5 protein-coding genes, 2 tRNA genes and 2 rRNA genes are annotated in these 14,688 nt (G+C 49.8%); 6 read left to right on the top strand and 3 right to left on the bottom strand.

The window, feature by feature from the left end; all coding sequences use genetic code 11:
- Positions 1–50: 50 nt before the first annotated feature.
- Positions 51–1,295 (bottom strand): GTPase HflX, encoded by a 1,245-nt coding sequence (gene hflX / locus LDN30_RS07050; protein ID WP_223926034.1) that lies wholly within the window; start codon positions 1,293–1,295, stop codon positions 51–53.
- Between the two features lie 372 nt (positions 1,296–1,667).
- On the opposite strand from hflX, the gene LDN30_RS07045 reads away from it, so the two are divergent.
- Positions 1,668–2,483, top strand: a complete 816-nt coding sequence (locus LDN30_RS07045; RefSeq protein WP_223926033.1) for an SGNH/GDSL hydrolase family protein — start codon at positions 1,668–1,670, stop codon at positions 2,481–2,483.
- Between the two features lie 1,578 nt (positions 2,484–4,061).
- Here LDN30_RS07045 and LDN30_RS07040 read toward each other — a convergent pair.
- Together LDN30_RS07040 and LDN30_RS07035 are read right to left on the bottom strand one after the other, a co-directional pair.
- Positions 4,062–4,625 (bottom strand): energy transducer TonB, encoded by a 564-nt coding sequence (locus LDN30_RS07040; protein ID WP_223926032.1) that lies wholly within the window; start codon positions 4,623–4,625, stop codon positions 4,062–4,064.
- 23 nt (positions 4,626–4,648) lie between these two features.
- Positions 4,649–6,811 carry a Tex family protein gene (locus tag LDN30_RS07035; protein ID WP_223926031.1) on the bottom strand — a complete coding sequence of 721 codons (2,163 nt, stop codon included), beginning with the start codon at positions 6,809–6,811 and terminating at the stop codon, positions 4,649–4,651.
- Between the two features lie 172 nt (positions 6,812–6,983).
- Between LDN30_RS07035 and LDN30_RS07030 the strand changes: the two genes are divergently transcribed.
- From LDN30_RS07030 to LDN30_RS07010, 5 genes are all read left to right on the top strand, one after another.
- Complete coding sequence (locus tag LDN30_RS07030) at positions 6,984–9,290, top strand: transglycosylase domain-containing protein (RefSeq protein WP_223926030.1); 2,307 nt, start codon at positions 6,984–6,986, stop codon at positions 9,288–9,290.
- A 428-nt stretch (positions 9,291–9,718) separates the two neighbouring features.
- Positions 9,719–11,249: ribosomal RNA gene (locus LDN30_RS07025) — 16S ribosomal RNA — on the top strand.
- 178 nt (positions 11,250–11,427) lie between these two features.
- Positions 11,428–11,501 (top strand) — tRNA-Ile (locus tag LDN30_RS07020).
- 64 nt (positions 11,502–11,565) lie between these two features.
- Positions 11,566–11,639 (top strand) — tRNA-Ala (locus tag LDN30_RS07015).
- Between the two features lie 243 nt (positions 11,640–11,882).
- Positions 11,883–14,688 (top strand): 23S ribosomal RNA (locus tag LDN30_RS07010).
- Together the 16S and 23S rRNA genes with 2 tRNA genes alongside form the textbook arrangement of a ribosomal RNA operon.

Raw genomic sequence — 14,688 nt, 5'->3', positions numbered from 1 at the left:
TCGCTCATTGTTGTCGGTTATTTTATGGTTCGACGGCTTATAATCCGATTTTATAATTCAGGATAGAGGAAGTCGTTGTATGGGTATTTCTGCACGTGTAGCTCACGCACCTTATTATATAAGATGTTCTTCAACTCGTCAATATTCTCCTTTTGCTTTGCCGATATGAATATGCAGTCCTCGTTGGCACGCGCAATCCATGTGTGTTTTAACTCGTCGAGGGTGATATTCTCTTTAGTCGGGGGCGTGAGGTCGTCGGGATCCTTGTCGACCCAATGGTAGTTGTCAATCTTGTTGAAGACGATCATCGTCGGTTTGTCCGACGCTCCCAACTCTTTAAGTGTCTGATTTACAACTTGTATCTGCTCCTCAAAGTCGGGATGCGAGATGTCGACAACGTGAACGAGCATGTCGGCTTCCCTCACCTCATCGAGGGTTGACTTGAAAGAATCGACGAGATCAGTGGGTAATTTACGAATGAACCCTACGGTATCGGCCAACAGGAACGGCAGATTCCTTATCACCACCTTTCTCACAGTAGTGTCGAGAGTGGCGAACAGTTTGTTCTCGGCGAAGACCTCGCTCTTTGCCAACAGGTTCATTATCGTCGATTTTCCTACGTTAGTATAGCCTACAAGTGCCACACGGATGAGTCGTCCGCGGTTCTTGCGCTGTGTCGATTTCTGTTTGTCAATCTCGGCCAGGCGTTTCTTCAGCAGGCTCATACGCTGAAGGATTATTCGGCGGTCCATCTCGAGCTGGGTCTCACCAGGACCTCGCAGTCCCACAGAGCCTTTGCCGCCACCCGAACCGGAGCCACCTCCCTGACGCTCAAGGTGAGTCCACAGACGCTGAAGCCGGGGAAGCATGTATCGGTACTGCGCCAACTCTACTTGCGTCTTGGCATTGGCCGTCTGAGCGCGCATGGCAAAGATATCGAGAATGAGCGATGTGCGGTCGAGAATCTTCACCTGCAGCTCCTTCTCGATGTTGCGTAACTGCTGAGCCGACAGCTCATCGTCGAAGATGACCATACCAATAGGGTCGTCCTCGTCGTCTTTCTGCTTTATGTATTCCTTTATTTCCTCAAGCTTGCCTTTTCCGACATAGGAGGTCATATTCGGACCACCCACGCGCTGGGTGAACCGCTTGACGGTGACTGCTCCGGCAGTGTCGGCGAGAAACTCGAGCTCGTCGAGATACTCTTTCGTCTTGGCCTCATTCTGGTTGGGAGTGATAAGGCCCACGAGAACCGCGGTTTCAGCTTTAGCTTCGGAAATTACAAATTCCTTCATGTGTTAAAAATCTATTATTATATAATCTCTGCAAAGTTATAAAAAAAATATGAGTTATTGTTTTTAAGCTTTTAGAAAGTCCTGCGTTTATAATTTATTAAATGTCCGATACCTAAAAATTGTAAACGTTTACGTAGTTATTTCAAAATTATTTGCCATTAGTTTTGATTTATATCAATTAAATAACTACCTTTGCAATCGTTTGAACAAAGAAATGATTTCCGAATAACAATTAACTACATAAGACTCAAACTGCTGAAACATTCAAAAATCTGATGGAATTAGCCCCGGCGTGATGTCGGGGCTTTTCTTTTTTAGGGCTGTCTTAGGTGGACTGAATATTTTTTTGTACCTTTGCACGCTGAAAATCAAGTGAATACAATCAAGATAGTCATATTGTACCTATTGTTGGCACTCACCGGTTCGGTAAGTGCCCAGGACAGCAATTGGACTGACCACATGTCGACCTTGAAGCCCGACACGTTGCCTCCGAGAGCAAAAGCCGACCATAACAATGGCTCCGCCCCAAAGCTTATCGACATTGGTCGCGGGCTTGGAACAGACGACGATTTCTATACTTCTTCGTCATGGAATGGCACCGGTGTCGACACCGCTCACCAGACAATTCTGCTCATCGGCGATTCTATGCTCGATGGACTTGGCAGCCGTTTCGTCGATTATGCTGCCGAGAATGGAGATGAGTTTCACGCCGTGATATGGTATGGAAGCAACACCATGCATTGGGCAACAACACGAGATCTTGAGTATCAGATAGAGCGGGTGCATCCGACATTTATCATTCTTAGCTTGGGCTACAACGACTTAGGCTATTACAACTACGAGAAACGAGTGCGATGGGTTGACGATATTATTCGCAAGTTTGGCAATATACCCTTCGTATGGATAGGTCCGCTACCGCGTCGTGGATTCCGCGACCGCCGCATCGTTGATATTATTCGCGAACGGGTAGGTGAGAACCGTTTCTTCGACAGTAGCCATACTGTCTGCGCCCGCATCGACGGCAATCATCCCACGATGGCCGCTGCTGCCAAATGGGTGGACAACATTGCCGGATGGATGAGCACGCCGGGGCTCACCGCTCATCCTATACGTATGGACCGTCCTACAATCAATGTTGCGTTCCATGCCGACGAGAAGCATAATGTGCGCTATCACGGAAGAAATTAACAGCACCGTGGAATCGGTTTACAGACAGTTGCTTAGCATAGTTTCCAGTTTCTCTCCTCATCGTGAATAGCATTCCGTTTTATCATGTTTGCCTCTTCCCGAAACATTTTTCAACCACAAGAACTCTGCCATCGTAGCCTTCATGATGTATTCTGTTGCTTACGATTTGATGTAGAGATACTGGTTCCAGCATCACGTCTTCGGATCTGTATCGTTTATTTGTAAATATTATTTGCCTAAAAAACTGTTCTCAAAAAGTGATGAGATAGAGACTGCGAAAGGCTTTATATGGTAGTAAAAACTGACGAATATGGGTTAGATTTGCGATAAAGACTGTTTCGCATTGCAAAACATACCGTTTCGCAATGCCAAATGGACTGTTTCAGAATGCAATAAGGCCTCGTTTATGAGCGTAAATAATGGCAAAATGGGACTTATTGATTTGTAAATAAATTACAACAGTTTGATAAACAGGAACTTACTTCTGTCTCAAAAATTGGTTATTTCAGTCCACATGTTGTTACGGTTGCCGCTACGCGAATATGAGAAGATACTTTGTCAATATGTTTCGCATTCTGCTATAGCAATATAAAAAGCCTTTCCGAGTTATAAACACGATTCGCCTAAATTCATCACTTTTCAATAAAACATAAATTTCTATTCTGATTATCAGCTCATTATAGTTTATCAATGATGATTTTGGGTGACGCATTGGCAGTGTAACCCCCTTGAACGAAGAACGGTTAAAGAGACAATCATAAATTAAGACCAAAACCAATAAAACCCTGTTGTCAGTGCCAAGAGCTTTCGCCCTTTGCCATTTGGGGTTTGAGTGCTTGTGAGAGGCTGGGCCTCTCACCGCCCTCAAACCCCAAATGGCAGATCCTCCTCCGTCGGATCTTGGTGCTGACACAAAGGAAAACCTTCAAAACAGACTAACGCGACATAGATTCGGTCTTACGACCGACCGGACGGCTCAAGCCCTGCCTATCCGCACCCTACAAATGAGCAACGTTTATGCCCGTTGTTCTTGTATATCGGGCGTGCGTTAATGATTCCTTTGCAGGGGCTGCTCTTGTGGCCGTCCGTTCGCTATTAAGACCGAATCCATTATTTCTTAGACGACCCCTAACCATGCGTACCCGCACCTGCAAACGACCATCGTTTATTGGTTGGTTCGGGTGGCTATAAACCCAACCTAATTCCAAGGCTCGTGTAGATTTGCGGCATCAGCGGTTTTGTCGGTTTTACTTGCGATTGCAAGCCTGAGGCACGAAGGCTGTTTCTTCTCCATCGCCGGCTTGCCGAAGCTTGCTTCGGAGCAAGTCGGTGACGGAGAAGAAACAATGGGCGAAGCCCTTGCAAGCGCAAGTGGTTTTATTTGTTTTTTTTCAGAAGAGAATGCGCTTTCCTGCCATCGTACTTACTTATGAACATCAATCGCATCAGCTATGCGCTATAATTTTGGGTGACGCATTGACGAAGTCAGGAAAAGCCTTTCCGGGTCATAAACACGATTCGGAAAGGCTTTGATGTTTTATTTAATCAATATCAGATAAGTATCCGAATATCTGATAATTACTTCTTTATTTCTGGCAATTGGAACCAGAAATCGAGTATGCACGACATATAACCATTACGCTCGTTGAAGTGAGCTGGCTTCCATGCCGGCATTATGCCGAGCAATCGCATAGCCTCCTTAGCAATGAGTTCGTTCGGTTGGTTGACAAACTGCGGATTGATGGCATGGCCTGTTGGGTCGATGAGGCATGCTATCGAGACAACTCCCTGGATGCGTTTCTTGATGGCTTTCTTGGGGTATACGATATTCTGGCTTACCCAGTCCTTGAAATTGCCGGGGAACTTGGCGTAGTCCTCAATCAGTTGACCGTCGAATTTGCCGTAAAGAGCATTGTGTCGGTACTCCATGTCGGCCTTCTTGTAGAGGATAAACCTTGACGAGCGGTTGATGTCATTGGCGTCGGCAAACAGCGAATCGCCCAACGAATATACTTCACCCATTCCGGCAGGGGCTTCCTTGGTAAGGTTCAGCTTGTTCTTTTCCAGTGTCTGAGCCGATAGTGGCATAGCTAAGACTGCGGTCAATGCCACTACGAGCATGATAAGCTTTCTTCTATTCATGATGATATTGTCGTTGTTAATTATTATTTCTGTGCTACGCCTTTCATCGACAGACTAATGCGGTGGCGTCGTTCGTCGACTTCTATAACCCTGACTCTCACGTGCTGGTGCAGATGCACAACGTCGGCGGGGTTGCTGACAAATTTATCCGCTATCTGCGAGATGTGGACGAGTCCGTCCTGATGTACTCCAATGTCGACAAAAGCACCGAAATTAGTGATGTTTGTGACTATTCCGGGCAGCTCCATTCCCTCGGTGAGGTCCTCGATTGTGTGGACATTTTTGTCGAAACTGAACTCTTCCATCACCCCACGCGGGTCGCGCCCGGGTTTGTCAAGCTCTTGCATGATGTCGGTCAGGGTAGGGATGCCGGTATCTTTTGTAACATACCGCTTGATGTCAATCTTCTTCTGCATGCCCTTGTCTTTAATGAGCTCTGCCACGGTACAGCCATTGTCGTGAGCCATAGCCTCCACGACATGATAGCTTTCGGGGTGGACGGCCGAGTCGTCGAGCGGATTGGCAGCCCCATGGATTCTGAGGAAGCCTGCACACTGCTCGTAAGCCACTGAGCCAAGGCGAGGTACCTTGCGCAACTGGGCTCTGGAGGTGAATGCTCCGTGCTCTCTGCGGTACTCTACAATATTCTTGGCCAACTGCGGACCGAGACCGCTGACATATCTCAGGAGGTGGGGCGAGGCCGTGTTGAGGTCGACACCTACCTGGTTGACGCAGCTCTCCACAGTCATGTCGAGTCGGTGCTTGAGCTCCTTCTGGTCGACATCGTGCTGATATTGGCCTATGCCCAGACTCTTGGGGTCTATCTTTACGAGCTCGGCAAGAGGGTCCATGAGCCGGCGGCCGATGCTCACGGCTCCTCGGGTGGTCACATCCTCATCGGGAAACTCATCGCGGGCGGTCTGAGAGGCAGAGTAAATGCTCGCTCCATCCTCCGAAACGACATATACGGCAGGGGCTTCCACATTATTATATTGGCGCTTGTACTCGCTGAGGGCATCATTGACGAAATCTTGAGTCTCGCGGCTGGCAGTGCCGTTGCCTATCGAGATGGCCTCAATCTTGTAGTCGTGAACCATGCGCATGAGGGATATCGTGGCCTGGGCATAGTAACGCTTGGGCGGATGGGGGTAGATAATCTCGTGGTGGATGAGGTTGCCCTGAGCGTCGAGACACGCTATCTTGCATCCGTTGGCATAGCCGGGGTCGATGGCCATGGTGCGCTTCTGACCCAAGGGCGGGGAGAGCAGAAGCTGACGGAGATTGTCCTCAAAGACGTTTATGGCCTCCTCGTCGGCAACTTCTTTGCTGCTGACGGCAAATTCGTTCTCTATCGAAGGTGCTATCAGCCGCTTGAATGCATCTTCGGTGGCCTCACCGACAATTTTCTGGCATGGTCCATGACCTCTGACGAACTGCCGCTTAAGCCGGTAGACGCATTCCTCGTCGTCGGACGAAATCTTTATCCTCAGCACTCCTGCCGACTCGCCGCGGCGCATAGCAAGCAGCTGATGTGACGATACGCGTTTCAAGGGCTTGGAGAAGTCGAAATAGCTTTGGAATTTCAGAGCATCTTCATCGTCGGCCCTCTTCTTCACAACCTTTGAAGTTATGACAGCGTTGCGGCGGTATTCCGCGCGGATAGTGTTGCGGGCCTGCTCGTTCTCCGAAATCTGCTCTGCTATGATGTCCTTGGCACCGTCAATGGCATCACTCACACTGCTGACATCATCAGTGACAAAGCGGGCTGCAGCCTGCTCCGGATGCTGCTCACGCTGAAGCAGGATGATGGTGGCCAGCGGCTCGAGGCCTTTCTGTCGGGCAATCTCGGCGCGGGTGTGACGCTTGGGCTTGAAAGGAAGGTAGATATCTTCCAGCTCGGTGAGGTTCCAGACGCTCTTTATCCTTTTCTCCAGCTCCGGGGTGAGCTTGTCCTGGTCGCTGATTGATTTTATTATGGTGTCCTTACGTTTCTGAATCTCTTTCAGCCGCTCATATTGGTCAGCTATCTGAGCTATCTGTATCTCGTTGAGATTGCCGGTGCGCTCCTTTCTGTAGCGCGAGATGAACGGAATGGTGCACCCCTCATCAAGAAGCGCGATGGTAGCCTTGACGCTCTGCTCGGCAATGTTTGTTAATTTTGATATTAATTGTGGAAATATATCCATAGGTTTTAATTGTTTTTGTTGTGCAAAAATAATATTTTTCCCTCTATAAGCCAAATTTTTCTGCTTTTTATTGCTTGCTGCTCATGATTGGCGGAAGAAAAGAAAATCAATATTTCTTTTGTCATGTCGGCCGATTGCATTATCTTTGCACATAATTTACATTAAACGATATATGCGTAGAACATTTGTGCACTTTCTTTGGGGAGCTCTCGTTTCCATCTTGCTTTTCTCAGCAGTGTTCTTCATTGCTGTATGGTTCGGGTGGATAGGTTATATGCCCGATATGGACGACTTGGCTAATCCTATTGACAAGTATGCCTCACAAGTATATTCATCCGACGGTAAACTTATAGGCACCTGGAACCTCGACAAGGCTAACCGCGTGGCCGTCGACTATAATAATCTGTCGCCCCATTTGGTCCACGCCCTTGTGGCTACCGAGGATGAGCGCTTCTATGAGCATTCGGGAATTGATTTCATTGCCTTGGGACGAGCCATAATCAAGCGCGGAATCATGGGACATGCCAGCGCCGGAGGTGGATCGACTATCACACAGCAGCTGGCAAAGCAGTTGTACTCTGAAAAGGCCCATAATACTATCGAGCGTTTATTGCAGAAACCTATCGAGTGGGTTATAGCCATAAAGCTTGAGCGCCACTTCACGAAAGAGGAGATAATAGCTATGTACTTCAACTATTTCGACTTCCTCAACAATGCAGTGGGTATCAAGCATGCAGCTAATACATATTTTAATAAGGAGCCTCGCAATCTCACCGTGACCGAGGCCGCTACATTGGTCGGTATGTGTAAGAATCCGTCAATGTTCAATCCTCACAGACATCCGGAAAGATGCTTGCAGCGGCGGAATGTCGTTCTGCAGCAGATGAGAAAATCGGGATATCTGACGCAGGCAGAATATGAGGATTATTCGGCAAAACCACTCGACGTTCCGGAACATCTGTTCACGGCTAAGGCCGTCGACGGCTCTGCTGCTTACTTCCGCGAGTTCTTGCGACAGTATATGATGGCCAAGGAACCATCGCGCGACGACTATCCGTCATGGAATATGCGCCAGTTTACTATCGACTCCATAGCATGGGCGCAAGACCCGCTCTATGGATGGTGCAACAAGAATTTCAAGCGGAATGGCGATCCATATAATATATATACTGACGGACTGCGTATCTTCACGACTATCGACACGAGAATGCAGAAGTATGCCGAAAATGCTGTCAGAAAGTATGTTGGCGGTTATCTGCAGGAACAGTTCAACCTGAATATGCAGTACAAGAAGAATGCACCGTTCTCGTCATCGCTGTCACATCAACAGATTAAGGATATCCTCAACAGGACCATACGGCAGACGACACGCTATCTGACTCTTAAAGAGCAGGGAGCCTCAATCGATGAGATAAGGCGTTCCTTCCGCACTCCGGTTGAGATGACGCTGTTCTCGTATCATGGTGACATTGACACTACTATGACACCTATCGATTCCATACTATATTATAAGAGCTTCCTGAGGGCTGCCTTCTGTAGCATGGATTCAAAGACAGGAGCCGTTAAGGCTTATGTGGGCGGAATAGACTTCGATCATTTCAAATATGATATGGTGATGATGGGACGGCGTCAGGTGGGTTCCACCATAAAACCGTTCCTCTATGCTCTTGCCATGCAGAATGGAATGACACCATGCACAACAATCCAAAATATACAACGGCGATACGGAAACTGGATGCCACGCAACAGTAGCCGCGCTCGCTATGGGGCTATGGTACCGTTGCTGTGGGGTCTGCAACACTCGAACAACTGGGTGTCGGCGGCACTCATCAACCAGCTCGGACCGTCGCAGTTTGTCAATATCTTACACGATTTCGGACTTAACAACCCGGATATCGACAAGAATGCCACACCGGTATTGTGCCTCGGACCATGTGAGGTGTCGGTGGGGGAGATGGTTTCTGCTTATACGGCTTTTGCCAACCACGGCATCAGATGTGCGCCAATGTTCGTAACGCGAATTGAGGACAGCCGGGGAAATGTCATAGCACAGTTCCAGCCGCTCATGAATGAGGTTATCAGTGAGGAAGATTCCTATCAGATGATTGATATGCTGAGGGCCGTTGTAAATGGAGGAACAGCAGGGCGCATTCGCAGTTATGGACTCGATGGCGATATTGCCGGAAAGACAGGTACAACTAATAATAACTCCGATGGATGGTTTATGGGCGTTGTGCCGCAGCTCGTCAGCGGATGTTGGGTCGGCGGTGAGGACCGCGATATTCATTTCGACTCGGGTAGCCTCGGACAGGGTGCAACCATGGCACTACCAGTTTGGGCTTATTATATGCAGCAGATCTACGCTGATAAGACATTGCCTTACGATCCGAAGGCTCTTTTCGACATTCCAAAGGGATTCGATTTCTGCGCGTCAAGCGATAATGATGATACTAATGGAATAGAAGAGGAATTTCAGTAATAAACTTGATATAAGTCAAATATAGTGCAAAAATAGGGGTTTTTCAAAAAATAATTCTCAAAACATTTGCGGGAATGAAAATAAACCCCTACCTTTGCACTCGCTTTTCGGGAAACAATCAATAACACTTAGTTTTTGAGACGCAACGGAAGCCGGGCAGCCAACTCGGAAGAGGACGGGCCGCCAAAAAAAGAAAGAGTTCTTTGAAAGGATTACATAAGAGACAGAGAGTAGTACAAGAAAAGAAACGAGCCGTTCAATTTCTGTCCTGTACATTATTTATATGGTGCACGGGCTGATGCCTATACATTATTATATATACTGGAAGGGATGAGTTGAAAAAGATAACAGGTTATCGGATCTCAATAAAACGAACGTTCCTGACTCGGACAGACTAATGTAGGCCTTAGGGTCTATAAAGATATTATACAATGGAGAGTTTGATCCTGGCTCAGGATGAACGCTAGCTACAGGCTTAACACATGCAAGTCGAGGGGTAACGACAGCGAAAGCTTGCTTTTGCTGGGCGACGACCGGCGAATGGGTGAGTAACGCGTATCCAACCTGCCGCAAAGTAGGGCACAGCCTTGCGAAAGTAAGATTAATGCCCTATGTGCTGTGATGAGGACATCTGAATTGCAGTAAAGGTTTACCGCTTTGCGATGGGGATGCGTCTGATTAGGTTGTTGGCGGGGTAACGGCCCACCAAGCCCGCGATCAGTAGGGGTTCTGAGAGGAAGGTCCCCCACATTGGAACTGAGACACGGTCCAAACTCCTACGGGAGGCAGCAGTGAGGAATATTGGTCAATGGGCGAGAGCCTGAACCAGCCAAGTAGCGTGCGGGACGAAGGCCCTATGGGTTGTAAACCGCTTTTACGGGGGGATAAAGTGAGTGACGTGTCATTCATTGCAGGTACCCCGCGAATAAGGACCGGCTAATTCCGTGCCAGCAGCCGCGGTAATACGGAAGGTCCGGGCGTTATCCGGATTTATTGGGTTTAAAGGGAGCACAGGCCGGCTGTCAAGCGTGTTGTGAAATGTAGGCGCTCAACGCCTGACTTGCAGCGCGAACTGACGGTCTTGAGTGCGCGCAACGTTGGCGGAATTTGTCGTGTAGCGGTGAAATGCTTAGATATGACGAAGAACTCCGATTGCGAAGGCAGCTGACGGGAGCGTTACTGACGCTTAAGCTCGAAAGCGCGGGTATCGAACAGGATTAGATACCCTGGTAGTCCGCGCGGTAAACGATGGATGCCCGCTGTTTGCGTCTAACGTAAGCGGCCAAGTGAAAACGTTAAGCATCCCACCTGGGGAGTACGCCGGCAACGGTGAAACTCAAAGGAATTGACGGGGGCCCGCACAAGCGGAGGAACATGTGGTTTAATTCGATGATACGCGAGGAACCTTACCCGGGCTTGAATTGCTGAGGAAAGATCCAGAGATGGTGATGCCCTTCGGGGCCTCAGTGAAGGTGCTGCATGGTTGTCGTCAGCTCGTGCCGTGAGGTGTCGGCTTAAGTGCCATAACGAGCGCAACCCCTCTCTTCAGTTGCCATCAGGCTATGCTGGGCACTCTGGAGACACTGCCACCGCAAGGTGTGAGGAAGGTGGGGATGACGTCAAATCAGCACGGCCCTTACGTCCGGGGCTACACACGTGTTACAATGGGGGGCACAGAGAGCGGGGTGCGCGCAAGCTTGCCCAAATCCTTAAATCCCCCCACAGTTCGGACTGGGGTCTGCAACCCGACCCCACGAAGCTGGATTCGCTAGTAATCGCGCATCAGCCATGGCGCGGTGAATACGTTCCCGGGCCTTGTACACACCGCCCGTCAAGCCATGAAAGCCGGGGGTGCCTGAAGTCCGTGACCGCAAGGGACGGCCTAGGGCAAAACTGGTAATTGGGGCTAAGTCGTAACAAGGTAGCCGTACCGGAAGGTGCGGCTGGAACACCTCCTTTCTGGAGAGGAGCGTTATGTTTGGTCCGACAGACGTTATCTTATAAGTTAAGGCAACCGGTCTTACTTCTTGTACCTCTCACCCTCTGTCTTTTTTATGATATTAGCGAGAAAGAGGAAGCCGGGCTTTTTGTTGATGCCCAGGTCTTGGACAGAGCCATCCCGGAGTCGTAGAACAACAGTCCTATAGCTCAGTTGGTTAGAGCGCCACACTGATAATGTGGAGGTCGGCAGTTCAAGTCTGCCTGGGACTACATCCGAATTTCTCCTTTAAGAGGCTGAAGTCTTATACATTATATATGTAATGACTGATGTTCCGGGGGATTAGCTCAGCTGGCTAGAGCACCTGCTTTGCAAGCAGGGGGTCAACGGTTCGAATCCGTTATTCTCCACGTAGAGAATCATAAAAATTTCTGCAAAGAGATTTGAAGTTCTCAGAAGATCTTTGACATATTGATACAAGCGAAACTGTAGAAAGAACAATCAACAATGTTCATTTCTGTGGAAATCGTTCCATTGGTGTCGGTGTTACACCGGGACCCCGTGGAAATGACTTCTATAGACAAGACAGCTGAAAGTATGAGCTACATTCACTCTGCCGTCCGTAAGGATGACAGATGAAAGCGACAAGAAAGTAATTAAGGGCGCATGGTGGATGCCTTGGCTCACGCAGGCGATGAAGGACGTGATAAGCTGCGATAAGCTGCGGTGAGGCGCAAATAGCCTTTGACCCGCGGATTTCCGAATGGGACAACCCGGGCGGTAGAAGACCGCTCATCGATAGCACAGGCTATCGAAGCTAACCCTGGGAACTGAAACATCTTAGTACCAGGAGGAAAAGAAAATAAATTAATGATTCCCCCAGTAGTGGCGAGCGACCGGGGAAGAGCCTAAACCGGGAGGGTGGCAACGCTCCCCCGGGGTTGTAGGACTGAGTTGTGGTACGTTTTAGGTGAGCGGAACGGTCTGGAAAGTCCGGCCAGAGCGGGTGAGAGCCCCTTATGCGAAACCGACGGCGGCCTATCAGTATCCTGAGTAACGCGGGGCACGAGAAATCCTGCGCGAATCAGCCGGGACCATCCGGCAAGGCTAAATACTGGCGTGAGACCGATAGTGAACGAGTACCGTGAGGGAAAGGTGAAAAGCACTCCGAGCAGGAGAGTGAAAGAGTTCCTGAAACCATGTGCCTACAAGCGGTCGGAGCATAGATAATATGTGACGGCGTGCCTTTTGCATAATGAACCTACGAGTTGCCATGTCCGGCAAGGTTAAGTGTCTAAGACACCTAGCCGCAGTGAAGGCGAGCCTGAAGAGGGCGAACGAGTCGGATGGGGCAGACGCGAAACCAAGTGATCTACACTTGCCCAGGATGAAGTCCGGGTAACACCGGATGGAGGTCCGCACGAATAAGCGTTGAAAAGCTTCTCGATGAGGTGAGTGTAGGAGTGAAAGGCCAATCAAACTTGGAGATAGCTCGTACTCCCCGAAATGCATTTAGGTGCAGCGTGCCGAGATTAGCGCGAGAGGTAGAGCGACCGATAGGACGCGAGGGCTTCACCGCCTGTCAAGTCCTGACGAACTCCGAATGCTTGCGCTCAGCATCGGTGCAGTAAGGGGGCGGGTGCTAAGGTCCGTCCCCGAGAGGAGAAGAATCCTGACCGCCGTCTAAGGCCCCGGAATACTGCCTGAGTTAGTCTAACGAAGTCTGGCCTCAGTGACAGCTAGGATGTTGGCTTGGAAGCAGCCATTCATTCAAAGAGTGCGTAACAGCTCACTAGTCGAGAGTCCGGGCATGGATAATAATCGGGTATAAGGCAGTTGCCGAAGACGCGGGATAGTAAACAATAAAAGTATCGGTAGGGGAGCATTCCATATCCGTCGAATGGTGTAAGCGATTTATCCTGGAGGATATGGAAAAGCAAATGTAGGTATAAGTAACGATAAAGGGGGTGAGAATCCCCCTCGCCGCAAGACCGAGGTTTCCCGGGCGATGCCAATCAGCCCGGGGTCAGTCGGGACCTAATGCTAAGCCGAACGGTGAGGCAGATGGCAGACACGGTTAATATTCCGTGACTTGCGGCCGGAGCGATGTGGAGACGCGGTAGTGACACCGTCGCGCACATACGGATTTGTGCGTTGAAGGCCGTAGGCAATGAGGGAAGCAGGCAAATCCACTTTCCGAGCTGAACGCCGAAAGTACGGGGACTTCTCCGGAAGTCCCTGACAGCACGGGTAATCAGACCGCCGGGAAAATCCGCTAAGCATATCTGGCCGCAACCCGTACCGCAAACGGACACACGTGGTCGGGTAGAACATACTGAGGCGTTGAGAGATTCATGGTTAAGGAACTAGGCAAACTGACCCTGTAACTTCGGGATAAAGGGTCCTCATAGCAATATGAGGCGCAGAGAATAGGTCCAGGCAACTGTTTAACAAAAACACAGGGCTGTGCGAACTCGAAAGATGAAGTATACAGCCTGACACCTGCCCGGTGCCGGAAGGTTAAGAGGAGATGTCACTCCGCACGGACGAAGCATTGAATTGAAGCCCCGGTAAACGGCGGCCGTAACTATAACGGTCCTAAGGTAGCGAAATTCCTTGTCGGGTAAGTTCCGACCTGCACGAATGGTGTAATGATCCGGACGCTGTCTCAACCATGAGCTCAGTGAAATTGTAGTATCGGTGAAGATGCCGATTACCCGCGATGGGACGAAAAGACCCCGTGAACCTTTACTACAGCTTAGCACTGACCTTGGTCATCCGATGTGTAGGATAGGCCGGAGGCTATGAAGGAGCCACGCCAGTGGTTTTGGAGCCATCCTTGAAATACGGCCCTTTGGCTGTCTGAGGTCTAACGCGCTGTGAGTGCGGACACTGCTTGGCGGGTAGTTTGACTGGGGTGGTCGCCTCCAAAAGTGTAACGGAGGCTTCCAAAGGTGCCCTCGGGCCGATTGGTAACCGGCCTCAAAGAGTGCAATGGCATAAGGGCGCTTGACTGGGAGGGAGACATCCCGAGCAGGCAGGAAACTGGGGCATAGTGATCCGGCGGACGTGTATGGAAACTCCGTCGCTCAAAGGATAAAAGGTACTCCGGGGATAACAGGCTGATCCCCCCCAAGAGCTCATATCGACGGGGTGGTTTGGCACCTCGATGTCGGCTCGTCACATCCTGGGGCTGGAGAAGGTCCCAAGGGTTTGGCTGTTCGCCAATTAAAGTGGCACGCGAGCTGGGTTCAGAACGTCGTGAGACAGTTCGGTCTCTATCTATCGTGGGCGCAGGAGTTTTGAGTGGTGCCGTCACTAGTACGAGAGGACCGTGACGGACAGACCTCCGGTCTACCGGTTGTGCCGCCAGGTGCACCGCCGGGTATCTGAGTCTGGTTTAGGATAAGCGCTGAAAGCATCTAAGCGCGAAGCCATCCGCGAGATTAGAACTCCTTT

The sequence above is a fragment of the Prevotella lacticifex genome, assembly GCF_019973375.1.
Taxonomy (GTDB): Bacteria; Bacteroidota; Bacteroidia; order Bacteroidales; family Bacteroidaceae; genus Prevotella; species Prevotella lacticifex.
This window is presented reverse-complemented; position numbering and strand designations above follow the sequence as displayed.